This is a genomic window from Roseovarius sp. (assembly GCF_040219995.1).
In the GTDB taxonomy this organism is placed as follows: Bacteria; Pseudomonadota; Alphaproteobacteria; order Rhodobacterales; family Rhodobacteraceae; genus Roseovarius.
The window spans coordinates 164,996-190,326 of sequence record NZ_JAVJUC010000042.1 but is presented as its reverse complement, the minus strand read 5'-3'; the positions used below and the strand labels follow the sequence as shown (position 1 = coordinate 190,326).

Annotated in this window: 24 protein-coding genes; 11 read left to right on the top strand and 13 right to left on the bottom strand. The window is 64.8% G+C overall.

The genetic code is table 11. From position 1 onward, the window contains the following. The first annotated feature begins 5 nt into the window (after window positions 1-5). Window positions 6-1,688: an ABC transporter ATP-binding protein gene (locus RID11_RS18870; RefSeq protein WP_350141821.1), complete on the top strand. Its 1,683-nt coding sequence runs from the start codon at window positions 6-8 to the stop codon at window positions 1,686-1,688. 639 nt (window positions 1,689-2,327) lie between these two features. Here the strand turns inward: RID11_RS18870 and carB are convergent. Together carB and RID11_RS18860 are read right to left on the bottom strand one after the other, a co-directional pair. Continuing rightward, window positions 2,328-5,627 (bottom strand): carbamoyl-phosphate synthase large subunit, encoded by a 3,300-nt coding sequence (gene carB / locus RID11_RS18865; protein WP_350141819.1) that lies wholly within the window; start codon window positions 5,625-5,627, stop codon window positions 2,328-2,330. A 110-nt stretch (window positions 5,628-5,737) separates the two neighbouring features. After that, window positions 5,738-6,262 carry a hypothetical protein gene (locus tag RID11_RS18860; RefSeq protein WP_350141818.1) on the bottom strand — a complete coding sequence of 175 codons (525 nt, stop codon included), beginning with the start codon at window positions 6,260-6,262 and terminating at the stop codon, window positions 5,738-5,740. A gap of 161 nt (window positions 6,263-6,423) precedes the next feature. Here RID11_RS18860 and RID11_RS18855 point away from each other — a divergent pair, with 161 nt between their 5' ends. Beyond that, window positions 6,424-7,548, top strand: a complete 1,125-nt coding sequence (locus RID11_RS18855) for an aminodeoxychorismate synthase component I (RefSeq protein ID WP_350141817.1) — start codon at window positions 6,424-6,426, stop codon at window positions 7,546-7,548. A 1-nt stretch (window position 7,549) separates the two neighbouring features. On the opposite strand, the gene RID11_RS18850 is transcribed toward RID11_RS18855, so the two are convergent. After that, window positions 7,550-8,782, bottom strand: coding sequence for a class I SAM-dependent methyltransferase (locus RID11_RS18850; RefSeq protein WP_350141816.1), 1,233 nt, complete (start codon window positions 8,780-8,782; stop codon window positions 7,550-7,552). A gap of 239 nt (window positions 8,783-9,021) precedes the next feature. Between RID11_RS18850 and aspS the strand changes: the two genes are divergently transcribed. Then, window positions 9,022-10,797 (top strand): aspartate--tRNA ligase, encoded by a 1,776-nt coding sequence (gene aspS, locus RID11_RS18845; protein WP_350141815.1) that lies wholly within the window; start codon window positions 9,022-9,024, stop codon window positions 10,795-10,797. An 8-nt stretch (window positions 10,798-10,805) separates the two neighbouring features. Beyond that, window positions 10,806-11,528, top strand: coding sequence for a GNAT family N-acetyltransferase (locus tag RID11_RS18840; protein WP_350141814.1), 723 nt, complete (start codon window positions 10,806-10,808; stop codon window positions 11,526-11,528). A 322-nt stretch (window positions 11,529-11,850) separates the two neighbouring features. Here the strand turns inward: RID11_RS18840 and RID11_RS18835 are convergent, their stop codons facing one another. Then, window positions 11,851-12,552 (bottom strand): response regulator, encoded by a 702-nt coding sequence (locus tag RID11_RS18835; RefSeq protein ID WP_350141813.1) that lies wholly within the window; start codon window positions 12,550-12,552, stop codon window positions 11,851-11,853. Window positions 12,553-12,699: 147 nt separating this feature from the next. Here RID11_RS18835 and mce point away from each other — a divergent pair, with 147 nt between their 5' ends. After that, entirely contained in the window at window positions 12,700-13,104 is a 405-nt protein-coding gene (gene mce / locus RID11_RS18830) for a methylmalonyl-CoA epimerase (RefSeq protein ID WP_350141812.1), read from the top strand. Next, window positions 13,104-13,388 carry a DUF1467 family protein gene (locus tag RID11_RS18825; protein WP_350141811.1) on the top strand — a complete coding sequence of 95 codons (285 nt, stop codon included), beginning with the start codon at window positions 13,104-13,106 and terminating at the stop codon, window positions 13,386-13,388. The genes mce and RID11_RS18825 overlap by 1 nt, the downstream gene beginning before the upstream one ends. Here the strand turns inward: RID11_RS18825 and RID11_RS18820 are convergent. Together RID11_RS18820 and RID11_RS18815 are read right to left on the bottom strand one after the other, a co-directional pair. Next, window positions 13,354-14,061, bottom strand: a complete 708-nt coding sequence (locus RID11_RS18820; protein WP_350141810.1) for an EI24 domain-containing protein — start codon at window positions 14,059-14,061, stop codon at window positions 13,354-13,356. The two genes, RID11_RS18825 and RID11_RS18820, sit on opposite strands and share 35 nt — an antisense overlap. Continuing rightward, complete coding sequence (locus RID11_RS18815; protein ID WP_350141809.1) at window positions 14,058-14,636, bottom strand: nitroreductase family protein; 579 nt, start codon at window positions 14,634-14,636, stop codon at window positions 14,058-14,060. The genes RID11_RS18820 and RID11_RS18815 overlap by 4 nt, the downstream gene beginning before the upstream one ends. A gap of 115 nt (window positions 14,637-14,751) precedes the next feature. Here RID11_RS18815 and RID11_RS18810 point away from each other — a divergent pair, with 115 nt between their 5' ends. After that, window positions 14,752-15,006 (top strand): DUF167 domain-containing protein, encoded by a 255-nt coding sequence (locus RID11_RS18810; RefSeq protein ID WP_350141865.1) that lies wholly within the window; start codon window positions 14,752-14,754, stop codon window positions 15,004-15,006. A 57-nt stretch (window positions 15,007-15,063) separates the two neighbouring features. Then, window positions 15,064-16,281, top strand: a complete 1,218-nt coding sequence (locus RID11_RS18805; protein ID WP_350141808.1) for an MFS transporter — start codon at window positions 15,064-15,066, stop codon at window positions 16,279-16,281. A 73-nt stretch (window positions 16,282-16,354) separates the two neighbouring features. Here RID11_RS18805 and trhO read toward each other — a convergent pair whose 3' ends face one another. Both trhO and RID11_RS18795 read right to left on the bottom strand, forming a co-directional pair. Next, on the bottom strand, window positions 16,355-17,269 hold the full coding sequence (gene trhO, locus RID11_RS18800) for an oxygen-dependent tRNA uridine(34) hydroxylase TrhO (RefSeq protein WP_350141807.1): 915 nt from the start codon (window positions 17,267-17,269) through the stop codon (window positions 16,355-16,357). Window positions 17,270-17,329: 60 nt separating this feature from the next. Beyond that, window positions 17,330-17,719, bottom strand: a complete 390-nt coding sequence (locus tag RID11_RS18795) for a hypothetical protein (protein ID WP_350141806.1) — start codon at window positions 17,717-17,719, stop codon at window positions 17,330-17,332. A 158-nt stretch (window positions 17,720-17,877) separates the two neighbouring features. Between RID11_RS18795 and pncA the strand changes: the two genes are divergently transcribed. From pncA to RID11_RS18780, 3 genes are read left to right on the top strand one after another with little or no spacing between them, the layout of a single operon-like run. Beyond that, entirely contained in the window at window positions 17,878-18,474 is a 597-nt protein-coding gene (pncA, locus tag RID11_RS18790) for a bifunctional nicotinamidase/pyrazinamidase (RefSeq protein ID WP_350141805.1), read from the top strand. Beyond that, a complete protein-coding gene (locus RID11_RS18785; RefSeq protein ID WP_350141804.1) occupies window positions 18,471-19,058 on the top strand; it encodes a uracil-DNA glycosylase family protein in 588 nt (195 codons plus the stop codon). Before pncA ends, RID11_RS18785 begins: the two co-directional genes overlap by 4 nt. Then, window positions 19,051-19,836 (top strand): SseB family protein, encoded by a 786-nt coding sequence (locus RID11_RS18780; RefSeq protein WP_350141803.1) that lies wholly within the window; start codon window positions 19,051-19,053, stop codon window positions 19,834-19,836. The genes RID11_RS18785 and RID11_RS18780 overlap by 8 nt, the downstream gene beginning before the upstream one ends. A gap of 12 nt (window positions 19,837-19,848) precedes the next feature. Here RID11_RS18780 and RID11_RS18775 read toward each other — a convergent pair whose 3' ends face one another. From RID11_RS18775 to mreC, 5 genes are read right to left on the bottom strand one after another with little or no spacing between them, the layout of a single operon-like run. Beyond that, window positions 19,849-20,781 carry a 2-hydroxyacid dehydrogenase gene (locus RID11_RS18775; protein WP_350141802.1) on the bottom strand — a complete coding sequence of 311 codons (933 nt, stop codon included), beginning with the start codon at window positions 20,779-20,781 and terminating at the stop codon, window positions 19,849-19,851. 3 nt (window positions 20,782-20,784) lie between these two features. Then, window positions 20,785-21,924, bottom strand: a complete 1,140-nt coding sequence (gene rodA, locus RID11_RS18770; RefSeq protein WP_350141800.1) for a rod shape-determining protein RodA — start codon at window positions 21,922-21,924, stop codon at window positions 20,785-20,787. Then, window positions 21,921-23,864, bottom strand: coding sequence for a penicillin-binding protein 2 (gene mrdA, locus RID11_RS18765; protein ID WP_350141799.1), 1,944 nt, complete (start codon window positions 23,862-23,864; stop codon window positions 21,921-21,923). The genes rodA and mrdA overlap by 4 nt, the downstream gene beginning before the upstream one ends. Further along, window positions 23,861-24,400, bottom strand: coding sequence for a rod shape-determining protein MreD (locus RID11_RS18760; RefSeq protein WP_350141798.1), 540 nt, complete (start codon window positions 24,398-24,400; stop codon window positions 23,861-23,863). The genes mrdA and RID11_RS18760 overlap by 4 nt, the downstream gene beginning before the upstream one ends. Next, a complete protein-coding gene (mreC, locus tag RID11_RS18755; RefSeq protein WP_350141797.1) occupies window positions 24,393-25,310 on the bottom strand; it encodes a rod shape-determining protein MreC in 918 nt (305 codons plus the stop codon). The genes RID11_RS18760 and mreC overlap by 8 nt, the downstream gene beginning before the upstream one ends. Window positions 25,311-25,331: the final 21 nt, after the last annotated feature.

Sequence of the window (25,331 nt, the reverse complement as noted above, 5' to 3'; positions counted from 1 at the left end):
TCGTCATGATCAAGAAAAACGACGTATTGCTGAAGATCCGTGACCTGAAAATCCAGGGCTATTCGGATGAAACATGGGTCGACATCATCAAGGGTGTCGACCTGACCCTGCACCGGGGCGAGGTGATGGGACTGATCGGCGAATCGGGGGCTGGCAAATCCACCATCGGGGCGGCCTGCATGGGCTATGCCCGCGACGGCACCCGGATTGTCGACAGCTCGAGTGAGTTCGACGGGATGGAGCTGACCACCGCCACCGAGGCGGACCGGCGCATGCTGCGCGGCTCTCGTATCGCCTATGTGGCGCAATCGGCGGCGGCGTCGTTCAACCCGGCGCACAAGATCATTGACCAGCACACCGAGGCGCCGCTGCAATACCGTCTCAAGAAGCGGATGGAGGCGCAGGAGGACGCGATGGAGCTTTATGAAAAGCTCCGGCTGCCCAATCCGCAGGAAATCGGCTTTCGCTATCCGCATCAGGTGTCGGGCGGGCAGTTGCAGCGCGCGATGACCGCGATGGCGATGTCGTGCCGTCCCGATCTGATCATCTTCGACGAGCCGACGACGGCGCTTGACGTGACCACGCAGATCGAGGTTCTGGCCGCGATCCGCGACATCGTGGACGAGTTCAACACCGCTGCGATCTACATCACCCATGACCTTGCGGTGGTGGCGCAGATGGCCGACACGATCAAGGTGCTGTTGAAGGGCGAGGAGGTCGAGGAGGCGGCGACCAAGGAGATGCTCGACAACCCGAAGGAGGATTATACCAAATCCCTCTGGGCGGTGCGCAGCTTCGAGAGCCCACAGCGCCACAGGCCCACCGATGGCACCCCGCCGCTGATTTCGGTCAAGAATGTGGATGCCTCCTACACGGGCGGCGAAAAGGTGCTCGATGATGTGAGTTTCGACATCTACGAGGGCATGACCGTGGCTGTGGTGGGCGAATCCGGTTCGGGAAAATCGACCACCGCGCGGGTGATCACCGGCCTGTTGCCGCCCTCAAATGGCGAGGTGCTGTTCAAGGGCGAGCCGTTCCCGCCCAGCTTTCGAAATCGCAGCAAGGATCAGTTGCGCCAGTGCCAGATGATCTACCAGATGGCCGACACGGCGCTCAATCCCAAGGTGCGCATATCGGAGATCATCGCGCGCCCGGCGGCATTCTATGGCGGTCTCAAGGGGGTCGCGCTCAAGAACCGGGTGGATGAGCTGCTCGACCTGATCGAGCTTGAACCGGCGCAGTATTACTACCGCTATCCGCCGGAGCTGTCGGGCGGGCAGAAGCAGCGCATCGGCATCGCCCGCGCGCTTGCCGCAGAGCCCACGTTCATCGTGTGCGACGAGGTGACATCGGCGCTGGATCAGCTGGTGGCCGAGGGGATTTTGCGGCTTCTCGACCGGCTCCAGAACGAGCTGAACCTGGCTTACATGTTCATCACGCACGACCTTGCGACGGTGCGTTCCATCGCCGATGAGGTTGTGGTGATGCAGCATGGCAAGGTGGTCGATCAGGGGCCGAAGGACGAGATGTTCACGCCGCCGCACCATCCCTATACCGACCTGCTGCTCAGCTCGGTGCCCGAGATGGACCCGGATTGGCTGACCACGCTTCTGGAAGAGCGCGGCGTCGACAATGTGGGCGATGCGGCGACGGCCAGGATTGATCCGAAAGACGCCAAGGTCACCTGACGTCTGGCCAGACGACCAAAACGGCGGGGGGCAACCTCCGCCGTTTGTCATGTCCGAATCTGCGTTGTATGGGGTGCTTAGAGAACCGCCATGGCCGACAGCACGAATGTGCCGATGATCGCGCCATAGACGATCAGCACGGCCTGCCAGGAGGCAGAGTGCATACGCAGTTCGCGGTTCAGTTCGTCGCGTGTCATGGGCTTGCCTCCTGCCTCGGGGTTGCGTTCGTGAACGGGCGCGCCGCTCACAATCCGCACATAAGCGATAAATGCGGCCGCGCAATGATAAAATCGTTGAAAATCCATGCATTTTCGACAACCCACATGGTCGTTTTCGACATATCAAGCGAATGCGAAGGGGTGTGGTCTGAAAACGACGTCGCAATTGGCCTTGAGCTGTCGTTGACGTCTAGCACCAATGCGCGGAATCGAGGTGCCGCAGGCACCGCCGCGCAGCGCCCGACCGCCCCACCGGGCGGGCGCTTTTGCAACGTTTCAAGCTATTGAAAACGCGGGAGTGTTTGGCTGGCATAAAGTGCGGTCCACCGAGGTTGCTGCGCCCACCCGGCGGTCGGGCACTGCGCGGCTTATCTCTAAAATCGTCAAAGACCGCTTCAGGCCAGCCGCAGCCTGAACCTCGTCAGACGCTATTGCCCTGCAACGGCATCACCGACAACTCCCCCTCCTGCCGCGCCTTGATCGCCAATGCGGCCGCGTGCGACCCGGCCACGGTGGTGAAGTACGGGATCTTGTCATAGAGCGCGACCGAGCGGATTTCGCGGCTGTCCTCGACCGCCTGCACGCCCTCGGTGGTGTTCATAACCAGCGCGATCTCGCCATCCTTGAGCAGGTCGACGATATTGGGCCGGCCCTCATAGACCTTGTTGACCACCTCGCAGGCCAGCCCCGCCTCGGTCAGGAACGCCGCCGTGCCGCGTGTCGCCACGAGGGTAAAGCCGAGATCGGTGAGCACCTGCGCGGTTTCCACAAGCTGCGGGGTCTTGTCGCTGTCCTTGATCGAGACGAACACGCGTCCCTCCTCGGGCAGGTCCACACCGGCGCCCATCTGCGCCTTGAGAAAGGCACGCGGGAAGGACACGTCCCAGCCCATCACCTCGCCGGTAGAGCGCATCTCGGGGCCGAGGATCGTATCGACACCTGGGAAGCGGGCGAAGGGCAGCACCGCCTCCTTGACCGAGAACCACGGCATGTCCGGATCGGCCAGCGTCATCTGGTCGGCCATCGGCAGGCTGCCGGGCTTGGTATCGCGCGGGTAGGGGCCGCGATAGGGGAAGGAGGCCATCGTCTCGCCCGCCATCAGCCGCGCGGCGATGGAGGCGATGGCGCTATCCGTGGCCTTGGCCACGAAGGGCACGGTGCGGCTGGCGCGGGGGTTCACCTCGATCAGGTAGATATCGTCGCCCTTGACCGCGAATTGCACGTTCATCAGCCCGACGACATTGAGCGCGCGGGCAAGCGCCTCCGTCTGTGTCTTGATCTCGGCGATGGTGGCCTGCGAGAGCGAATAGGGCGGCAGCGAGCAGGCGCTGTCGCCCGAGTGCACGCCGGCCTCCTCGATATGCTGCATGATGCCCGCCACATGCACATTCTCGCCATCGCAGAGCGCATCGACGTCGCATTCGATGGCGCCCGACAGGTAGCTGTCGAGCAGCACGGGGCTCTTGCCGGAAACGACCACCGCCTCGGCGATGTAGCGTTCCAGATGGGCCATGTCGCGGACGATCTCCATCGCGCGGCCGCCCAGCACGTAGGACGGGCGGATGACCAGCGGAAAGCCGATGCTCTCGGCAATGGCGAGCGCCTGCGCGTCCGTCGAGGCGATGCCGTTCTTCGGCTGCTTGAGGCCCAGCTTGACCACCAGTTCCTGAAACCGCTCGCGGTCTTCGGCCAGGTCGATGGCGTCAGGCGTGGTGCCGAGGATCGGGATGCCCTCGGCCTCCAACCCGCGCGCCAACTTCAGCGGTGTCTGCCCGCCGAATTGCACGATCACGCCGTGCAGCGTTCCGTTCTCCTGCTCGACACGCAGGATTTCCATCACATGCTCGAATGTCAGCGGCTCGAAGTAGAGCCGGTCCGAGGTGTCGTAATCGGTGCTGACCGTCTCTGGGTTGCAGTTGATCATGATCGTCTCGTAACCTGCATCGCTGAGCGCGAAACAGGCGTGACAGCAGCAGTAATCGAACTCGATCCCCTGACCGATCCGGTTCGGCCCGCCGCCCAGGATGACGACCTTTTTGGCGTCCGACGGGCGCGCCTCGCATTCCACCTCGCCCATCATCGGGGCCTCGTAGGTGGAGTACATGTAGGGGGTCTGCGCCTCGAATTCGGCGGCGCAGGTGTCGATCCGCTTGAAGACCGCATGCACGCCCAGATTGACGCGGGCGCGGCGCACCTGTTCTTCGTCGCGGCCGGTCAGCGTCGCGAGGCGGGCATCGGTAAAGCCCATCATCTTGAGTGCGCGCAGGCCGTCCTCTGTCATCGGCAGGCCGTCGCGGCGGATGCGCTCCTCGGCCTCGACGATCTCGCGGATACGGGCGAGGAACCACGGGTCAAACGCCGTGGCGGCGTTGATCTCGTCATCGCTGAGGCCATGGCGCATGGCCTGCGCGATGGTGCGCATCCGGTCGGGTGTGGCGACCGAGAGCGCGCGGGTGATCGCGGCCTTGTCCGGTGCGCCTTCGATCTCCACCTCGTCGAACCCGCTCAGCCCGGTTTCCATCGAGGCGAGCGCCTTTTGCAAGGATTCGTGGATCGTGCGGCCAATCGCCATCGCCTCGCCCACCGATTTCATCGCGGTGGTCAGGTGCGGCTTGGAGCCGGGGAATTTCTCGAAGGCAAAGCGTGGAATCTTGGTGACCACGTAGTCAATCGTGGGCTCGAAAGAGGCCGGCGTCACCTTGGTGATGTCGTTGTCCAACTCGTCGAGCGTGTAGCCCACGGCCAGCTTGGCCGCGATCTTGGCAATCGGAAAGCCCGTGGCCTTGGAGGCCAGCGCCGAGGAGCGCGACACGCGCGGGTTCATCTCGATCACCACCATGCGCCCGTCTTCGGGATTGATCGCCCATTGCACGTTGGAGCCGCCGGTCTCGACCCCGATCTCGCGCAGCACGGCAATGCTGCCGTTGCGCATGATCTGGTATTCCTTGTCGGTCAGCGTGAGGGCAGGGGCCACGGTGATCGAATCGCCGGTATGCACGCCCATCGGATCGACGTTCTCGATGGAGCAGACGATGATCGCGTTATCCGCGCGGTCGCGGACCACCTCCATCTCGAATTCCTTCCAGCCCAGCAGGCTCTCGTCGATCAGGATCTGGCTGACCGGCGAGGCGTCGAGGCCGGATTTGCAGTAGTGGATATAGTCGTCGCGGTTATAGGCCACGCCGCCGCCGGTGCCGCCCAACGTATAGGCCGGGCGGATGATCGCGGGCAGGCCGACATAGTCGATCGCCGCCATGCATTCATCCATGTTGTTGGCGATGGTGGCCTTGGGATTCTCGATGCCCAGCCGGTCCATCGCCTCGCGAAAGAGCTTGCGATCCTCGGCCATTTCAATGGCTTGCCGGTTCGCGCCGATCAGTTCCACGCCGAATTTCTCCAGCACGCCCATATCGGCCACGGCGAGCGCGGTGTTGAGGCCGGTCTGCCCGCCCATCGTGGGCAGCAATGCGTCGGGGCGCTCCTTCTCGATGATCTTGGCCACAGTTTCGGGGGTGATCGGCTCGATATAGGTGGCATCGGCGAGGCCGGGGTCGGTCATGATCGTGGCGGGGTTCGAGTTCACTAGGATGACGCGGTAGCCTTCCTCGCGCAGGGCCTTGCAGGCCTGTGCGCCGGAATAGTCGAATTCGCAGGCCTGTCCGATGATGATGGGCCCCGCTCCGATGATCATGATGGATGAGATATCGGTTCTTTTCGGCATATCGGTCCTCGGGCAGCTTGATGACCGCGCGGGCCGGTGGGGCGCGCGCGCAAATTGGTGGGGTTATATCCATCATCGGCCCGTGTGCAAGGGGCAAACCCGGTGCGGGATCAGGAGGTTTCGGGCATCTCCGGTGCGTCCTCCAGAATGACACGGTCAAGCGCGCCCATGCCCGCGCCGTCGCGCTGCGGATAGAGAATCAGCCGGTCGATCACCTGACCGTTGAGCGCACCTGCCTCGAACCGCGTGAACCCGGGCTGCGCGGGGTCGGCGACAAAGCGGTCGCCCGCGACCAGCAGATCGCCGAGATAGCCCTCGACCTGCACTTCGGGCGCGCCACGCTCGGACTGCCAGTCGAGGGAGACGAGGGTGAAGGGCGCCTCGCGCAGGATCGCGATGCCGCTGCGCTGGCCCATGGTGCCCTCGATCTCGGTCGGGCCATCGGTGCCGTCGCCTGACTTTTCAGCGGTCGAGATCATCGCGTTGCGGGTGACGATCCGGTAGCCGTCCTCTTGCATTTCCTGCGGCGCGGGCCCCTCAGGCGGCCCCTCGAACCCGATAGAGGCCTGCTCTGCCCTTGCCATCCCGGCGCAGAGGCAGAGACCCAGAATGCCGCTTTGCAAAAGAAGTCTCATCAATCCGGTCCTGAAATCGCCCTTGGGTCTCAGCGTCGCGCCTGCCATGCTTTGTGTCAAGCGCGGGGCTTGCGCAAAACCGGATCAAAGCGGCGCTTTTGTGGGTGTCTTTCGGTGCCGCGCGGCCTAAATACCGCAGCACCTGTGCAAGAGGATGCAACGTGCAGATTCGTTTCGATCATGGACCGACCGGGGACGCCTGCCAGTTCGCGCAGGCCGCACGCCTGATCGTGGCGCATGAGCCGGATGAGGTGCCTGCCGCCCTCGCCGCGATGGACGCGGCGCGCGCAGCGGGCCATTGGCTCGCCGGATTTGCCAGCTACGAGTTGGGCCATGCGTTCGAGCCGCGCCTTGCCGCGACCCTGCCTTCGCGCCGCCGCCTGCCGCTGTTGCAATTCGGCGTGTTCGAGGCCCCGCTTGACGCGGCCCCCCTACGGCCCGGCCTCGCGCAACTGAGCGATATGCGCCCTGATTGGGACGCGCACCGCTACGCGCAGGCGTTCCAGACCGTGCATGACTATATCTGCGCGGGCGATATCTATCAGGCAAACCTGACCTTTCCGATCCGGATGCAGGCTTTGGGCACGCCGCAGGCGCTTCACGCGGCGCTGACCCAGATCCAGCCGGTGCGCCATGGCGCTCTGATCGAGGCCGAGGGGCTGCCCGCGATCCTGTCACGCTCGCCGGAACTCTTCTTTCGCACCGAGGCGTCGGGCGGGATCGAGACCCGGCCGATGAAGGGCACGCAGCCGCGCAGTACCGATGCGATGGAGGATGCGCGCCGCCGGTTCTTTCTTCAGTCGGATGAAAAGAACCGCGCCGAGAACCTGATGATCGTGGACCTTTTGCGCAACGATATCAGCCGGGTGAGCGTGCCCGGCTCGGTCCGCGTGCCGGAACTCTTCAGCGTCGAAAGCTACGAGACGGTGCATCAGATGACCTCGCTCATCGCCGCCGATCTGGCCCCCGGTGCCACGCTGTCGGACATCCTGCGCGCGCTCTTCCCCTGCGGGTCGATCACCGGCGCGCCGAAGCTGCGGGCGATGCAGATCCTCGCCGATCTCGAAGGCGCTGCGCGCGAGATCTATTGCGGCTCCATCGGCTGGGCCGCGCCTGACGGGCGCGCGGAATTCAACGTCGCCATTCGCACGCTGCTGCTGGAGCAGGGACAGGCGACGCTGAACGTCGGCGGCGGCGTGGTCTATGACAGCACCGCCGAGGGTGAATACGAGGAGGCGCTGTGGAAGGCGCGCTTTGCCCGCGCGTTGATGCCCGTTCCGGCGTGATCTATTCCGCCGCGTGGCGCAGATCGTCGCTGTCGTCGGGATAAAGATAATCGCGCGTCAGCGGCACGGCATCCTGCCTGGGGCTCATCTGGAACTGGAACACCACCTGATTGTTGAGCCGGAACGTCAGTTCGCTGGCGATCAGGTAGTAGCGCCACATCCGGCAGAACCGATCATCATAAAACGCGCGCACCCGGTCGATATTGGCCTCGAACCGCCTGCGCCATTCGCGCAGCGTCTCGGCGTAGTGCAGCCGCCAGACCTCGACATCGGTGGTCACCAGATGGTGCCGTTCGACCGCCGCCACTGCCTCTGACATGGCCGGGCAATAGCCGCCGGGGAAAATATACTTGGTGATCCACGGGCTTGTCGCGCCGGGCGGCCCGGCGCGTCCGATGAAATGTATCAACGCGATGCCGTCGGGTTTCAGCAGCCGCTCGACGGTGGCGAAGTAGGCGTCGTAATGCGGCACGCCGACATGTTCGAACATGCCGACCGAGACGATGCGGTCGAACTGCCCCTGCACGTCACGGTAATCCATCAGCTCGAACCGGGCCTTGTCGGCCAGCCCCGCCTTCTCGGCGCGGGCATTGGCCATGGCATGCTGTTCGCGCGACAGGGTCACGCCGGTCACATCTGCCCCGAAATCGCGCGCGAGCGTCAGGCCCATGCCGCCCCAGCCGCAGCCGATATCAAGCACCCGCATCCCCGGCTTGATCAACAGCTTGCGGGCGATATGCGCCTTTTTCGCCGCCTGCGCCTCTTCCAGGGTCATGTCGGGGCGGGCGAAATAGGCACAGGAATAATTGCGGTCCTCGTCGAGAAAGAGGTCATAAAGCTCGCCTGAGAGGTCATAGTGATGCGCCACGTTGGAGCGCGACCGCGTCACCGGGTTAAACTGATCCAGCCGCCGCGTGAGCCGGCGCACCACCTCCAGCGGGCGGCGGAACCATGGTTGACCCTGTGCGGCTATATTCATGATCGCGAGGCTGAGAAAGCCGTAGACGTCATCCCCGTCAAAAGTGACGGTCCCGTCCATGTAGCCTTCGCCGATGGCCATGTCGGGCGAAATCACGATCCGGCGGGGCAGGGCCGGATCGTGCAGGGTCACCGCAGCCTCGGGTGCGTCGCCGCCGGGGCCATAGCTGCGCGTCTCCCCGTCCGGATAGGTCACGCGCAACCGTCCACACTTGAAAAGATGGGTCAGAAATCCGTCCAGAGCCTTGGTCCACATGCTACACCTCGCTTTCTTGCGCCCGGTTTCAGCGCATCCTTACGGCGTACCAAACTTCTCCCTGTGCCCGTTTGTTCCGGGCAGCCTGCTCGAGTGAAAGGTATTTTTGCGCAATTCCCCTGTTCTGTAAACGGTTTTGCCCGGCAGTGCCCCGGCCCGCCCTTGACTTTGCCGCCCCGCCAAGGTGTATCGGCCCGGACCCAAGAGACAGGCCCGCGACCGGGCTCGGAGAGGATATCATGCACAGCTATCGCAGCCATTCCTGCGCGGATTTGACCAAGACCAATGTCGGCGAGACCGTTCGCCTTGCAGGCTGGGTGCATCGCATCCGCGATCACGGCGGGGTTCTGTTCATCGACCTGCGCGATCACTATGGCGTGACGCAGGTGCTGTGTGACCCCGACAGCCCGGTCTTCGCCGAGGTGGAAAAGCTGCGCAGCGAATTCTGCATCCGAATCGACGGCACGGTGAAGGCGCGTGACGAAGGTCTGGTGAACCCCAAGATCCCGACCGGTGAGATTGAGGTTTTCATCCGTGATATGGAAATCCTCGGGGCTGCCGCGGAATTGCCGTTGCAGGTCTTCGGCGAGCAGGAATATCCCGAGGAGACGCGCCTGCGCTACCGCTACCTCGACCTGCGCCGCGAGGCGATGCAGCACAACATGGCCCTGCGCTCGGACGTGGTGGCCGCGATGCGCCGCCGGATGTGGGATCAGGACTTTCGCGAGTTTCAGACGCCGATCATCACGGCTTCCTCGCCTGAGGGCGCGCGCGATTTTCTGGTGCCGTCGCGCCTGCACCCGGGCAAGTTCTACGCCCTGCCGCAGGCCCCGCAGCAGTTCAAGCAGTTGATCATGGTCTCGGGCTTTGACAAGTATTTCCAGATCGCGCCCTGTTTTCGCGATGAGGACCCGCGCGCCGACCGCTCGCCCACCGATTTCTACCAGCTTGACCTCGAGATGAGCTTTGTCGAGCAGCAGGACGTGTTCGACACGATTCAGCCGGTCATTCAGGGCGTGTTCGAGGAGTTCGGTGAGGGGGCCACGGTTGACAAGGTCTGGCCGCAGATCAGCTATCGCGACGCCGCGCTGTGGTATGGCACCGACAAGCCCGACCTGCGCAACCCGATCAAGATGCAGGACGTGTCCGAGCATTTCCGGGGCTCGGGCTTTGCCATTTTCGCCAAGCTGCTGGAGCAGGATGGCACGCAGATCCGCGCCATTCCCGCCCCCACCGGCGGCAGCCGCAAGTTCTGCGACCGCATGAACGCCTTTGCCCAGAAAGAGGGGCTGCCGGGTATGGGGTATATCTTCTGGCGCGATCAGGGCGACGGCATGGAAGCCGCCGGCCCGCTGGCCAAGAATATCGGGCCTGAGCGGACCGAGGCGATCCGTCAGCAGCTTGGCCTTGGCGTGGGCGATGCAGCGTTTTTCCTGGGTGGCAAGCCGCAGGCGTTCGAGCGGGTGGCGGGCAAGGCGCGCGATGTGATCGGCGAGGAGTTGGGCCTCACTGAGAAGAACCGCTTTGCCTTTGCCTGGATCGTCGATTTCCCTATGTACGAGGCGGATGAAGAGACCGGTAAGGTCGATTTCAGCCACAACCCGTTCTCGATGCCGCAGGGTGGGATGGAGGCCCTGAACGGCAACCCGCTGGACGTGCTCGGTTACCAGTATGACCTTGCCTGCAACGGTTATGAGCTGGTTTCGGGCGCCATTCGGAACCACAAGCCCGAGATCATGTTCAAGGCGTTCGAACTGGCGGGCTATGGCGAGGACGAGGTGCGCAAGCGCTTTGGCGGCATGGTCAATGCGTTCCAGTTCGGTGCGCCGCCGCATGGCGGCTGTGCGGCGGGCATCGACCGGATCGTGATGCTGCTGGCGGGTACGTCGAACATCCGCGAAGTCATCATGTTCCCGATGAACCAGCGCGCCGAAGACCTGATGATGAACGCCCCCTCGGATCCGACCAGCGATCAGCTGATGGAACTGGGGCTGCGTGTCATCCCGCAGGACTGACCGCGCTGATGGATCAGAGCCGCCCCCTTGGTCCCGAACTGGTGGATTGGCGGCCCCCGCCCGCCCCGGACGGCGCGCCGCTGGTCGGGCGTTATGCGCGGCTCGACCGGCTGGATGCGGACCGGCACGCGGGTGATCTGCACCGCTTGATGAGCGGCGATGCGTCGCTCTGGGATTACATGCCGTACGGGCCGTTTTCCTCGGCCTCGCAATACCACCGTTGGGCGCGTGAGGCGGCGGCGGGTGACGCCCCGCTGTTCTACGCGATCACCGATCTCGATGCCGGACAGGTCGGCGGCGTGGCCAGCTATTTGCGGATCAAACCAGAGGCGGGCAGCATTGAGGCGGGCCATATCAACCTTGCGCCGGCGTTGCAGCGCACCCGGGCCGCGACCGAGGCGATTTACCTGATGATGGATTGGGCCTTTGGCGCGGGCTATCGCCGGTTCGAATGGAAATGCGACGCGCTCAACATGCCCTCGCGCCGCGCGGCGCAGCGGTTGGGGCTGAGCTACGAGGGTACCTTCCGGCAAGCCACGGTGGTCAAGGGACGAAACCGGGACACCGCGTGGTTCGCCGCCATCGACACTGAGTGGCCCGCGCTGAAAGAGGCGTTCGGGTTTTGGCTGGATCCCGCGAATTTTGATGCGGACGGTCGGCAGAGAGAGCGTCTTGGTGCACTGACAGGATTGGTGCGCGTGGCCTCGGACCCGGCGCAGAACGGCGGCTGACGAGGGTGAGTTTGCCGGTGAGAATGCGCGGCTTGGGTGACATAGTGATGGGTGGGTATGGCCTTGTGCTGCCTTTCACATCTAGGACCAATGCGCGTAATAAAGGTGCCGCTGGCACCGCCGCGCCGCGCCCGACCGCCCCCTCGGGCGGGCGCTTTTGCAACGTTTCAAGCCATTGAAAACGCGGAGGTGTTTGGCTGGCATAAAGTGCGGTCCACCACGGTTGCTGCGCCCACCCGGCGGTCGGGCACTGCGCGGCTCATCTCGTTAACACCAAAGGTCCTCTCGAGGCCAACACCTCCGAAATCGCAAGGCCCCCTGCTCAGAGCGCTACCCGAGCCGCCAGTCGTGTCTCGATCAGGGACAGGACGCGGGCGATACCGGCCTCTGAGCCAAACCCGCTCAGGCCCGCCGCCGCCTCTGCCAGCACATCATCCCCCGCCGCCCGCGCCACACCCAGCAGAAATTGCGTGACATAGGTTTGGGTCGCGCGTTCGGGCATGTCCTCCAGCAGGCTGCGCACATGCTCCAGATCGTCGCGATAGGCCAGCGGATCGGGCGCGATCACCTCTTCGCTCAGCGCGTAGGGCCCGACAGGGCATCGGTCGCGCGGCAGGTGGCGCAGCATCTCCTGCTGGAACCGCCCGAGGCTCAGCGCCGCTTTGGCGAGGAAACCGTCGGCCCCTGCCGCCATGGCCGCAGGCCCGGTGCCGGGATCGCCGCTGCTGGCAAGGATCACGCCGACGCGCGGCACCGCGCGCGCCAATTCCGCGATCAGGTCGATGCCCGACCCGTCCGGCAGCCCGGGATCGACGATCACCACCGAGGGGCGATAGACCGACAGGTGACGCCGCGCCGAGGCGAGGCAATCGGCCCGTCGGATGCGCGCGCCACTGCGCAGGCACATCAGGCGCAGCGCCTCGGAGGCATAGCGGCTGTCTTCGACGGCCAGAACGGTCATACCCAGTAGTGGGCGCTGCGCACTGACGGCACGGTGCGGGGCGAGGCTGTCAAGATCGCTCATCGGGCTGGTCCTTCTTGCATTGACGGCTTTCAGCATGGCCCGCGTTAGGTGAACACGACGTTAATGCGCGGCTTGCGTCCCTCTGTCGCTTGTCAGGGGCGGCCAACATCCCCATAACAGCCGCAAACCAGACGAAAGGATCACGCCATGATCGGACGCCTCAATCATGTGGCCATCGCCGTGCCGGACCTCACCGCCGCCGCTGACCAGTATCGCAGCGCGCTTGGCGCCAAGGTCGGCGCGCCGCAGGACGAGCCCGATCACGGCGTCACGGTCGTGTTCATCGAACTGCCCAACACCAAGATCGAACTGCTCTACCCCTTGGGTGAGGACAGCCCGATCAACGGCTTTCTGGAAAAGAACCCCTCGGGCGGCATTCACCATGTCTGCTATGAGGTAGATGACATCATCGCCGCGCGTGACCATCTCAAGGAAACCGGCGCGCGGGTTCTGGGTAGCGGCGAGCCCAAGATCGGCGCGCATGGCAAGCCGGTGCTGTTCCTGCACCCCAAGGATTTCCAGGGGTGCCTCGTGGAATTGGAGCAGGTCTGATGGGTATCACCTCGGCTCTCGTGCTGCTCGCGGTGATCTGGTTCATGACCTTTTTCATCGTGCTGCCGATCCGCATCCAGACGCAAGGGGATGTAGGCAAGATCGTGCCCGGCACCCATGCCGGATCGCCCGAGCATCACCACCTGAAAAAAAAGGCCTGGATCACCACCGGCATCGCCTTCGTGCTCTGGATCATCATCGGCGGCACGATCATTTCCGGCGTGATCACGCTTGAGGATATCGACATGTTCAACCGGATCGGGCCGGGCTCCGCGTCAGAATAGCGTGGTAGATATGGGTGAAGGTCGCGGCGCCCATGATCGGGATCAGCAGGTTGACCAGCGGTAGCGATAGCGGCAGCGCCATCAGCACCCCCGCCAGCCAGATCGTCATCCGGTGGCGGCGGCGCAGCGCCTTGGCTTGGATCCGCCCGACCCGGCGGATCGCCACCAGCGTGAAATATTCCATCCCCAGCAGATAGCCGTTCAGCGCCCAGAAGATGAACGGCGCGAACGGCGCGAAGATCGCGTAGAGAATGAGCGCCAGCGTGTTGGCCCCGATGATCACGCCGAGAAAGTTGATCGTATCGCGCAGCGCCTCGCCGAAGGGGATGTTAACCGCAGGCGGCAGGGTGGGGTAATGCTTGTCCTCCACCGCCTGCGCCACGACATCCAGAAACATCGAGGTGATCGCCGAGGCGACGGGCACCATCAGAAAGACCGACAGCACGAACATCAGCAACAATGACGCGCCGCCGAGCAGATCGCCCAGCCATGTCACCTCGCCGATCAGCGGCAGCGTGGTGCTGTCGCCGACGGCCGATTGCACCAGCCACAGCACCCCGGAATAGGCGACGATCAAGAGCGCCAGCGTGAGCCCCACGCCAAGCAGCAGCACCTTGCGGAACCGCGGATCGCCGATCTGGCCCATGGCCTTGAAGAAGCTCGAAAAAATCATTCCGGCATCCACTCGGTGACCGCGTCTAGATCGGGGCGCGGGCGTTCGGGGGGCGCGCTCGTCTCGGTGCCGATATGGATGAACCCCGCGATCCGCTCATGCGGCGCGAGCCCCAGTGCCGTGGTGGCAAAGCCCCGGTCATGGCTTGCCCATCCGCTGAGCCAGTTCGCGCCCCAACCGGCGGCGAGCGCGGCATTCAGCAGCCCGAGGCAGACGCAGCCCGCCGAATAGGTCTGCTCGAGCGCGGGGATCTTGTCCGAGGCCTTCGGGCTCTCGATCACGGCTACGGCGAGATGCGCATCGGCAAACTGCGCCTGCCCCTTGGCGATATCCTCGGGCGACTTGCCCAGGCGCGCGCCCACCTCGGGCACGAGACCGGCCAGCCGCAAGAGCGCGGCGCGCTCCAGCACGATCAGCCGCCACGGCTCCAGCTTGCCGTGATCGGGCACCCGCAGCGCGGCCCGCAAAAGCGGGCGCAGCGTGTCCCGGTCCGGCACTGGCAGGCCGAGCGTCTTGGCGGGCCGCGATCGGCGGATTTGCAGAAAGTCGAGCGCGGCGGGGTTGGGCGTGGGCATGGGCAGCCTTTCAGATCGGTTCGCCCCACATGTCGGCAAGCGCGCCTCCGGGGTCAAGTCGAAACCCGTCGAAAACCGCTTGGGTCGCCCGGCGCGTGGCGCTATCGGGGTGCACATGGATTATCCCGACCTCCGCCACCTGGCCCATGCTGGCACTCAGATCGCGCTGCGCGTGACACCGAAGGCCTCGCGCGACCGTATCCTCGCCGAGGGCGATACGCTGCGGGTCTACGTCACCACCGTGCCCGAGGATGGCAAGGCCAACGCAGCGGTGCAGAAACTGCTGGCCAAGGCGCTTGGAATTGCAAAATCGCGGCTGACCCTCATCCGGGGCCACACCGCGCGCGACAAGGTCTTTCAGGTGGACTGATCCGGCTCACGTTTTTGGCACTGGCAACTCGGCGCGGGCGCGCCTAACGTCGCCGCCATGAACGCCGATATCGCCCTTCTCGACAGCCGCTATTCCTGGACGCGGCTTGCCATTTCGCTGGCCATCGCGATGGTCGGCAATGTCGGCATGTGGTCGATCATCGTGGTGATGCCCGCGATTCAGGCCGAATTCGGGGTCGACCGGGCGGCGGCCTCCTTGCCCTATACGCTGACCATGGTGGGCTTTGCCTTCGGCAACATGGCGATCGGGCGGGTGGTTGACCGGTTCGGGGTGACCACGGCGCTGATTGGCGCGGCGCTGCTGATTGCGGCGGCCACGGGGGCGGCGGCGCTCAGCCCGTCGGTGCTGGTGCTGTCGGGGCTGCAACTGCTCATCGGCTTCGGCACGGCGGCCAGTTTCGGGCCGCTCATTGCCGATATCTCGCTGTGGTTTCTGAAGCGGCGCGGCATCGCCGTGGCAATCACGGCAAGCGGCAACTACCTCTCGGGGGCGATCTGGCCGGTGATCCTGGCGGGGATTCTCGCCGGGCAGGGCTGGCGCGCGGTCTATCTGGTGCTCGCCGTGGTGACGCTGGCCACGGTCATTCCGCTGGCGCTCTTCCTGCGCCGCCGTGTGCCACTGGCGGCCCGCGCCCATGCCGACAGCCTGTCGGCGGCGCGCGCGGGCAGCACCGGCCTCTCGCCGCGCATGCTCGCGATCCTGCTGGGGATTGCGGGGGTGGGGTGCTGCGTGGCGATGTCGATGCCGCAGGTCCATATCGTCAGCTACTGCGTCGATCTAGGCTACGGGCCCGCCGTCGGCTCGCAGATGCTGTCGCTGATGCTTCTGGGCGGGGTCGGCTCGCGGCTGGTGTCGGGCCTGCTGGCGGATCGGCTGGGCGGGGTGCGCACCCTGCTCATCGGCTCGGCGCTGCAAGGCTTGGCGCTGATGCTCTACCTGCCGTCGGACGGGCTGACCTCGCTCTATATCGTCAGCCTCGTCTTTGGCCTCGCGCAGGGCGGCATCGTGCCCAGCTATGCGGTGATCGTGCGCGAATACATGCCCAGCGCCGAGGCCGGGCGCCGCGTCGGCTTCGTGCTGATGACCACCATCGTCGGGATGGCCCTGGGCGGCTGGATGTCGGGCTGGATCTATGACGTGACCGGCAGCTATCACATGGCCTTCCTGAATGGCATCGCGTGGAATGGCCTCAATATCGGGATCATGGTGCTGATCCTGCTGCGCACCAGACCGCGGAACGCGGTGCCGGCCTGAGCGGCGTTATATGAGTATTTTTGCCATAAAGAAGCCGATCCCGTTTCTTTATGGTCCAAATACTCAAATCAGGTCACTCTTCGTGAACGATCTTGATATGCCGTTCACCGCGCGCCTCGGCCAATGCCATCTGTTTCTGGCGCTCGCGAAACCGCGCCTTGTCGGCCTCCGATGTTTCCTGCGCGCAGAGATGGCAGGACACACCCTCCTCATAGTCGGGGTGGCCCATGTCCTCGGGCAGGATCGGGCGGCGGCAGGCATGGCAGAGACGGTGCGGGCCTGTCCGCAGCCCGTGGCCCACCGAGACCCGGCCGTCAAAGACGAAACACTCGCCCTGCCATGTGCTTTGATCTTCGGGCACCTCTTCGAGATACTTCAGGATACCGCCCTTGAGGTGATAGACTTCCTCCACCCCTTGCCCCAAAAGGTAATTGGTGGATTTCTCACAGCGGATGCCGCCGGTGCAGAACATCGCGATCCGTTTGTTGTGGAAACGGTGCTTGTTTGCCTCCCACCACGCCGGGAAGTCGCGAAAGGTGAGGGTTTCGGGATCGACCGCGCCCTCGAACGTGCCGATCGCCACTTCGTAATCGTTGCGGGTGTCGATCACCGCGACATCGGGGCTCTGGATCAGGGAATTCCACTCAGAGGGCTCGACATAATGCCCCACGCTGGCGCGCGGATCGACATCGGGCTGGCCCATGGTGACGATCTCTTTCTTGAGCCGCACCTTCATCCGGCGAAACGGCTGCTCGGCGCTCTGGCTGTCCTTCCACTCCAGATCCGCGCAGCCGGGCAGGGCGCGGATATGCGCCAGAACCCTTGCGATGCCCGCCTGCGGCCCGGCAATCGTGCCATTGATCCCCTCGCGCGCCAGAAGCAGCGAGCCGCTGATGCGCTCGGCCTCGCAGAGCGCCTGAAGCGGGCGTTGAAGGGCGGCGGGGTCATCAAACCGGGTGAAGTGGTAGAGTGCGGCAATCCTGTACATGGCGCGCGATTTACGCCCCCTGTAGCCAACTCGCAAGAGGGCAGGGCCTTCTGGTTCCGCCTATCCTGCGCCTTCGGATATCCACAAGGCTGTTGGCACCCCGTTCACTCCGAAAATCCGCACCCAGATATATCGGGGTCTGCCGGTGAGCACCCACTCCGCCACATATTCCGATCCGGACATGAGGTGGCAGGACCCGGCAATGCGCGCCCGCATCTCGCGCGAGCCAAAGAACGGATCGCCCTGATCGCCCTGATGTCGCACCCCGAAGCGGTGATAATTTGCCCGATCCTGCTGCACGATGGCGCAGAAATCGCTTAGCGGCTGGCCGCGCGAATTGCGCATGTCTTCGGCTTGGATGCTGGTGAAATATTCGCCCATGAACTGCTGCGCGGCGGCGGGCACCGCCAACATGCAGGCCGACAGGCAGAGCGTTACGATCCTCATCATCAAATTTCTCCCTTATTAAGTATCTCTTGAAAATTCGCGTGTTGGCAGAGTGCCATGGGGCGGGGGATCAGGCAACAACGGCATCGCTCTTGAGAAGGGCCTGCCATTGACGCGCGGCATCCGCGCACCTACCCCTATTGGGCAAAGGAGGCCCGCCCATGACATCCGCCCTGATCGTGATCGACATGCAGTATGATTTCTGCCCCGGCGGCGCGCTTGCCGTGCCCGAAGGTGACAGTATCGTGCCCGGCATCAACGCGCTGATGGCGCAGTTTCCGGCGGTGATCCTGACGCAGGACTGGCACCCGGCGGGGCATTCCTCTTTCGCGTCGTCACATGACGGGAAGGCCCCCTTTGATATGGTGGACATGCCCTACGGGCCGCAGGTGCTCTGGCCGGATCATTGCGTGCAGGGCAGCCAAGGGGCCGCGTTTCACGAGGGGCTTGATACCGATCGGGCCGATCTGATCATCCGCAAGGGGTATAATCCTGCAATCGACAGCTATTCGGCGTTCTTCGAGAATGACCACACCACCCCCACCGGGCTGCATGGCTATCTGCAGACGCGCGGCATCGACGATCTGACCATGGTGGGGCTGGCCACCGATTTCTGCGTGAATTTCTCGGCGGTGGATGCGGCGCGGCTCGGCTACCGGGTGACGGTGCGGCAGGATCTGGTGCGCGGCATCGATCTCGACGGCTCGCTCGCCACGGCGCTTGCGGGCATGCGGGAGGCGGGCGTGGTGTTTGCGTGAGCGATCTTGTCGCCGATATCCGCGCCTGCCGGCTTTGCGCAGAGCAGTTCGCCGCCACCCACACCGCCCACGAACCGCGCCCGGTGGTGTGGTTTCAACCCTCCGCGCGGATGCTGATCGCCGGACAGGCGCCGGGGATGCGGGTGCATCACTCGGGCGAGCCGTTCGATGATCCCTCGGGCGACCGGTTGCGCGACTGGCTGGGGCTGAGCGCGGCCGAGTTCTACGACACATCGCGCGTCGCCATCGTGCCGATGGCGTTCTGCTTTCCGGGCTATGACGCCAAGGGGTCGGATCTGCCGCCGCCGCGCATCTGTGGCCGCACCTGGCATGACCGGGTCATGCAAGCGCTTGAAAAGGTGGAACTGACCGTGGTCGTGGGCGGTTATGCCCAGAAATACCACTTAGGCGTCAAGACCGGCGTGACCGAAACCGTGAAGGCCTGGCGCGACCATGCACCGCGGCTTTTCGCCTTGCCGCATCCGTCATGGCGCAATACCGCTTGGCTGAAGAAAAATCCGTGGTTCGAGGCTGAGGTGCTGCCCGAATTGCGCGCGCAAGTTCAGAAGGTTCTCCATGACTGATGCGACCCGTCTTGATGCAGCCCATGCCGCGATGGAGGCGGCCCCCGAGGATGCGGGCGCGCGCCTGCGGTTCTACGAGACACTGGCCGCGAGCGAGCTTTGCCTGCTTCTGAAATCCGAGCCGGAGGGCGAGGTGCTCGATCCCGAAGTGTTTGAATTGCCAGAGAATTCCTTTGTCCTTGTGTTCGACCGCGAGGACCGGCTCGCGCTTTTTGCAGGTCGCCCGGTGCCCTATGCCGCGCTGAGCGGGCGCAGCATCGCCGCCATGCTGGCGGGGCAGGGTGTGGGGCTTGGCCTCAATCTCGACGTCGCGCCCTCGGCGATCCTGCTGCCGCCCGAGGCGGTGGACTGGCTGGCCGAGACGCTGTCGGAGGGGCCCTCGGAGGTCGAGGCGCGGGCGCAGGAGTTCAGCGCGCCCAAGCGATTGCCAGAGGCGATGCTGACCGCGCTCGACGCGCGGCTGGCGAGCATGACGGGGCAGGCACGCATGGCCTATCTGGTGGGCGTGACCTATGAGAGTGGCGCGCGCGGGCATATGCTGGGCTTTGTCGGGGCCGTGCCTGAGGCGCAAGGCGCATTGGCGCGGGCGGTGTCGGAGGTGCTGGTCTTTTCGGGTCTGGAGGCGGCGTCGCTCGACGTGGCGTTCTTTGACGCCTCCGACCCGGCGGCGGCGCGGTTGGCACGCTGCGGGCTGCGGTTCGACCTGCCGGAACCGCCGGACGTGGCACCGCGGGTCGCCCCCGGCTCGGATCCAGATAAACCGCCGATTCTGAGGTAGTTGGTGTGCGCCTCAGTAGCCGCTTTCGCGGTCCACGAGATGCAGGAACGGCTCGCCGCTCTCGCCCCGGCGGACATTCTCGGCGATCACCTGCGCTGCGGTTTCGGGGCGGGTTTCCGAGGCGATATGCGGGGTGACGGTGACCTTGGGATGCGCCCAGAACGGGTGATCGGCGGGCAGCGGCTCCACCCGGAAGACATCGAGCGTGGCATGGGCGACATGGCCCCGGTCCAGCGCGGCAAGCAGCGCGTCATCGTCGATCAGCGGACCGCGCCCGGGGTTCACGATCACCGCGCCCTCGGGCAGGCGCGCGAGGGTGTCGGCGTTCAGCAGGTTTTCGGTCTCATCGGTCAGCGGCAGTAGAAGTACGAGGATATCGGCGGCCTTGAGCGCCGCGTGCAGCCCGGCATCGCCCGACAGGCAGCTGACGCCGGGGATGTCCTTGGGCCGCCTGCTCCAGCCGGTGACGGCAAAGCCGAGGCGCACCAGCATCCGCGCGCAGGCCTCTCCCAAGGCACCCAGACCCAGCACGGTGACGCGGCGGTCGCTGGCCAGCGGCGGCGCGTCCGGGCGCCATTCGCCGTCTTGCCCGAGGATGTGCCGGTCCATGCCCAGGTGATGGCGCAGCACGTGGCCCGTGACCCATTCGACCATGCCCTGCGTCAGCCCGTGATCGACCATCCGCGCGAGGGGAATGCGCAATGTCGGATTGCCGACGATATTCTCGACCCCGGCCCAGAGATTGAGCACCGCCTTGGCGCGGGTGTAGGGGGTGAAGTCCTGCACCGTGCTGTCCGGGGCATAGATGATGTAATCCACGTTCTCGGGTGCGAGGTCGGTGGACAGGGTTGCATCAATCCCCTGCTCCGAGAGCGCCTTGGTCAGCGGTGCTTCATAGATCCGCCATTGAGCGGCGCGGGCAGCGAAGAGGATGTTGACGGGCATGGGTCACCTTGGTCTGTGAATGTTCGCGCTCTGGATCAAGCCGAAGCCGATCATCAGGACCAGCATGGCGGAACCGCCATAGCTGACCAGTGGAAGCGGCACGCCGACCACCGGCATCAGCCCCGTCACCATCGCCATGTTGACCGCGAAAAAAAGAAAGAACGTCATCGCCATACCAAGGATCAGGAGCGAGGAAAAACGGTCCTTGTTGGCCAGCGCCGCGGCGATGCAGAAGATCAGGATCAGCGCGTAAAGCCCAAGGATCGAGACCGCGCCGATAAAGCCGAATTCCTCGGCCAGGGTGACGAAGATGAAATCGGTGTGCTTTTCAGGCAGGAAATTGAGCCGCGATTGGGTCCCTTGCATGAAGCCGCGCCCGGTCCAGCCACCCGAGCCGAGGGCGATCTTGGACTGAGTGATGTGATAGCCTGCGCCGAGCGGGTCGGTCTCGGGGTTGAGAAAGGTGTCGATGCGACGGAACTGGTAATTTTCCAGCATCTGCCAATCGGTGCCGCGGCTTTGAAAGACGGTGAAGATCAGCCCGGCTGCGGCGAGGATCACGGTTGCGAAATAGATCCAGTGCACGCCTGCGACGAACATCATCACGCCGCCCGCCGCCAGCAGCAGGATCGAGGTGCCGAGGTCGGGCTGGCGCAGCACCAGCGCCACCGGCGTGAGGATCAGCGCCACCGGGATCAGTATCCAGATCGGCCGTGAGACGCGCGACATCGGCAGCCAGTCGTAATAGGCCGCCAGCACCATGACCAGCGCGATCTTCATCAGTTCCGAGGGTTGCAGGCGCATCACCCCGAGATCGAGCCAGCGTTGCGCGCCCTTGCCCTCGATCCCGACCAGCGCCACCGCGATCAGAAGCGCGAGCGAGCCGAGATACGCCACCAGCGACACGTTGCGCCAGAACCAGATCGGCACCATCGCCACGATGAGCATGACCACGAGACCGAGGGCAAAGCGTTTCATCTGCGGTTCCGCCCATGTCGAGAGCGAGCCGCCCGCGACCGAGTAGAGCATCAGGAACCCGACCGAGGCCACGGCCACCAGAAGTATCACGAGGGGCCAGTTCAGATAGAGGATCTTGCGTGGCCCGCTTGGCGTGGTCTTGACCGTATGTTCGAGATAGCTCATGCGCGATCTTTCTCATCGGCTTCGGGGCGCAGGCGTTGCTGGCGGAGTTCTTCTTGCTGCGTGCGGATGCGGGGGCGGTCGGCCGTTGGGTAGGCCTCGAGCGGGGGATCGCCGCCATAGAGTGCCTGCAGCGTGATGTCGCGGGCAATGGGTGCCGCCGCCGTCGAGCCACCGCCGCCATGTTCGACAATCACCGCCACCGCATATTTCGGCGCGTCATAAGGGGCATAATCCACGAAAAGGGCGTGGTCGCGCTGCGTTCGCGGCAGGGCGTTGTTGTTGAGCACGCCGGTCGCCCGCTCGCCCGAGGAGATGTTGCGCACCTGGCTGGTGCCGGTCTTGCCCGCCATGCGCATCGCGTCCTCGACGATGCGGCTGCGATAGGCGGTGCCGCGATTGCTGTTGCTGACCGCATACATGGCGCGCCGCACCTCGCGCAGGTTGTTCTCGTTGAGGCCCAGATCCTCGCCACGGCCTGAGGGCTGTTCGACCCCGTCGATGGATTTCACCAGCCGGGGCGTGATCTGCCGCGAGGTGGCCAGCCGCGCCGTCATAACCGCCAGTTGCATCGGCGAGGCCAGCACGAAGCCCTGGCCGATCGAGGCGTTGATGCTATCGCCCACCACCCAGGGCTGCCCGCGATTGGCCAGCTTCCACTGCCGCGTCGGAACAAGCCCCTGCGCCACCGAGGTCATCGGCAGATCGAACTGCACGCCAAGCCCGAGGCGTTCGGCCATCGCGGAAATTTTCTCGATCCCGGTGCGCAGGGCCAGTTCATAATAGTAGACGTCACAGCTTTCGCGCAGCGAGCGGTGGAAATCGACATTGCCATGGCCGCCGCGTTTCCAGCAGTGAAAGCGGCGGCCGCTGATTTCCTTGTGCCCGGGGCAATAGACCGTCTCGTTTATGTCGATCTGCCCATCTTCCAATGCGGCGAGCGCGGTGACCATCTTGAAGGTGGAGCCAGGTGGGTAAATCCCCTGCACCGCCTTGTTGGGCAGAGGACGATAGGGGTTTTCCAGCAGCGCGCGGTAATTGGCGACGGAAATACCGCGCACGAAAAGGTTGGGATCGTAGCTGGGCGAAGATGCGCTGACCAGCACGTCGCCGCTCTCGCAGTCGAGCACCACGGCTGCCGCGCTCTCGCCCTTGAGCCGGGCATGGGTATAGCCCTGCAATTCGTTGTCGAGGGTGATCTGGATATCGGCCCCGGGCTGGCCTTCCTGGCGGTCCAGTTCACGCATGATGCGCCCGGCGGCGTTTACCTCGACCCGGCGGCTGCCGGCGGTGCCGCGCAGCAGATCCTCGCGCTTGGCCTCCAGCCCGATCTTGCCGATCTGGAAACGGGGCAGGCGCAAGAGTGCCTCGGGGGCCTCGATCCGTTCGAGATCCTTGTCGCTGACCGCGCCGACATAGCCCACCACATGGGCATAGTCGTCGCGCAGCGGGTAGCGCCGCGAGAGGCCGACCTCGGGCATGACACCGGGCAGGGCGGGGGCGTTGACGGCGACCCGGCTGATCGCCTCCCAACTGACCCTGTCGGCCAGAGTGACGGGCGTGTCGCCGCGCAGGTCGCGCAGGTCGCGCCGCGCCTTTTCCAACTCGCCCGGGTCCAGTTCCACGAGGCGGGCGAGCCGTGCGATCACCGCGTCGACGTCGCCGGCCTGTTCGCGGACCATCGTGATCCTGTAGCTGGGGATATTCTCGGCGATGATCTGACCGGTGCGGTCAAAGATGCGTCCGCGCGCCGGTGGCAAGAGCTGGATGTTGATCCGGTTCTCATCGGCCAACAGGCGGAACTGATCGGCCTGTTCCAATTGCAGGTGCCGCATGCGCAGGGCAAGGGCGGTCATCACCCCGGCCTGCAGCCCGCCAATGACCAGCCCGCGCCGCGTGATGCGACGCTGGCTTTCGGCGGTATCGCGGGTGGGCCGTCTCATGCGCGGCCCGTCACTGTGTCGAGGTCACCCGGCGCACGTTTGCGCACACCGAAGAGTGCATGCGACAGCAGCGCCACCAGAGGGTAGGCCAGAAGCGTCGCAACCAGTTGCATCAGGCTGAGGCCCAGAGGGGCTTGATCGACCATCAGGATCGTCAGAATGAACCGGTAGGCCAGCGTCATCACGACAAGCGTACTGCTGACAGCGGCCCATTCGGCGGCGAAGGTCAGATCGCGCAGCGAGGCGGCACGGTTGCGCAGCGTCTCGAGCCCGAGCACGGTGATCGCGGCCCAGAGCCCCGGCGGGCGCTGCAATAGCAGGTCCATCCCGAGCGCGACGAGCGCCACCAGCAGCAACGGCACGTAATCGGGCCGCCGCACCGCCCAGGCAAAGGTCAGCGCCAGGAAGATGTTCGGCCCGGCCCAGCCCGGCGGCATCATGTCGAGCGGCAGCAGATGCACGAAGACCAAAACCCCGCCGAGCCCAAGATAGAGCGCGCGCATCATCCAGACCCGTGGCAGCACCGCATCAGCCATTGCTCGCCTCCGCCGCGATTGCGGGATCAAGCGGTTGCGCATCGGGCAGGGACGAGGGGGAAATGAGATCGCCGGGCGTCTCGATCTCTTCGGTTGCATAGCTGCGCAGCACGCGCAGGAATTCCAGCCGCTCGTAATCGGCGGCGATGCGCACGCGCATGCGCCCGCCAGGATCCTCGGCCAGTTGCCCGACCAGTAGACCGGCGGGAAAGACCCCGCCATCGCCCGAGGTCAGCACCCGGTCGCCGGGGCGCACCTGATCCGGGGTTTCGATGAAATCCACCAAAGGCGCGATGGAGTTGTCGCCGATGATCAGCGCGCGCTGCCCCGAGGGCTGGAGCGTCACGGGGATGCGGCTTGACGTATCGGTGAGCAGGATCACCCGCGCCGTATTGCGCCCCACGCCCGAGATCCGACCGACCAGACCCAGACCGTCCATCGCGGCCCAGCCATCCATGATCCCGTCGCGGGAGCCGACGTTGATCAGCACCGATTGCCGGAACGGAGATCCGCTATCGGCCATCACCACGCCGGTGACATAGGTCAGCCGCGGATCAAGCTGTACGTTGTTGAGATCGAGCAGGCGCGCGTTTTCCTGTTCCAGCTGGAGCGCCGCCTCTTTCCACGCCTTCATCTGCTGCAATTCGCGGCGCAGGTCCTGGTTTTGCTGATACATGCGCTGATAGCTCTGGAAATCTCGCACAATGTTCACCGCGCCCGTCACCGGGGCCATCGCCCAGTCGAAGGATGGCACGACCCGGTCCACCACCTGCGCGCGGAAACGCTCCACGCGCGGGCTGTCGATGCGCCAGAGCAGGAACAGACCGAGCAGGCACAGCAGCACCACGCCCAGAAGCAGACGCTTCAGCGGGCCGCTATAGTCTTCGCTCTGTCCGCGATCCTTGGCCACGGTGTCCCCCTTTTGCTCTAA

Coding starts and splice junctions, on each gene's coding strand:
- RID11_RS18870 (WP_350141821.1), top strand. CDS start 6: ATGATCAAGAAAAACGACGTATTGCTGAAGATCCGTGACCTGAAAATC.
- carB (WP_350141819.1), bottom strand. CDS start 5,627: ATGCCGAAAAGAACCGATATCTCATCCATCATGATCATCGGAGCGGGG.
- RID11_RS18860 (WP_350141818.1), bottom strand. CDS start 6,262: ATGAGACTTCTTTTGCAAAGCGGCATTCTGGGTCTCTGCCTCTGCGCC.
- RID11_RS18850 (WP_350141816.1), bottom strand. CDS start 8,782: ATGTGGACCAAGGCTCTGGACGGATTTCTGACCCATCTTTTCAAGTGT.
- aspS (WP_350141815.1), top strand. CDS start 9,022: ATGCACAGCTATCGCAGCCATTCCTGCGCGGATTTGACCAAGACCAAT.
- RID11_RS18840 (WP_350141814.1), top strand. CDS start 10,806: ATGGATCAGAGCCGCCCCCTTGGTCCCGAACTGGTGGATTGGCGGCCC.
- RID11_RS18835 (WP_350141813.1), bottom strand. CDS start 12,552: ATGAGCGATCTTGACAGCCTCGCCCCGCACCGTGCCGTCAGTGCGCAG.
- mce (WP_350141812.1), top strand. CDS start 12,700: ATGATCGGACGCCTCAATCATGTGGCCATCGCCGTGCCGGACCTCACC.
- RID11_RS18825 (WP_350141811.1), top strand. CDS start 13,104: ATGGGTATCACCTCGGCTCTCGTGCTGCTCGCGGTGATCTGGTTCATG.
- RID11_RS18820 (WP_350141810.1), bottom strand. CDS start 14,061: ATGATTTTTTCGAGCTTCTTCAAGGCCATGGGCCAGATCGGCGATCCG.
- RID11_RS18815 (WP_350141809.1), bottom strand. CDS start 14,636: ATGCCCACGCCCAACCCCGCCGCGCTCGACTTTCTGCAAATCCGCCGA.
- RID11_RS18810 (WP_350141865.1), top strand. CDS start 14,752: ATGGATTATCCCGACCTCCGCCACCTGGCCCATGCTGGCACTCAGATC.
- RID11_RS18805 (WP_350141808.1), top strand. CDS start 15,064: ATGAACGCCGATATCGCCCTTCTCGACAGCCGCTATTCCTGGACGCGG.
- trhO (WP_350141807.1), bottom strand. CDS start 17,269: ATGTACAGGATTGCCGCACTCTACCACTTCACCCGGTTTGATGACCCC.
- RID11_RS18795 (WP_350141806.1), bottom strand. CDS start 17,719: ATGATGAGGATCGTAACGCTCTGCCTGTCGGCCTGCATGTTGGCGGTG.
- pncA (WP_350141805.1), top strand. CDS start 17,878: ATGACATCCGCCCTGATCGTGATCGACATGCAGTATGATTTCTGCCCC.
- RID11_RS18780 (WP_350141803.1), top strand. CDS start 19,051: ATGACTGATGCGACCCGTCTTGATGCAGCCCATGCCGCGATGGAGGCG.
- RID11_RS18775 (WP_350141802.1), bottom strand. CDS start 20,781: ATGCCCGTCAACATCCTCTTCGCTGCCCGCGCCGCTCAATGGCGGATC.
- rodA (WP_350141800.1), bottom strand. CDS start 21,924: ATGAGCTATCTCGAACATACGGTCAAGACCACGCCAAGCGGGCCACGC.
- mrdA (WP_350141799.1), bottom strand. CDS start 23,864: ATGAGACGGCCCACCCGCGATACCGCCGAAAGCCAGCGTCGCATCACG.
- RID11_RS18760 (WP_350141798.1), bottom strand. CDS start 24,400: ATGGCTGATGCGGTGCTGCCACGGGTCTGGATGATGCGCGCGCTCTAT.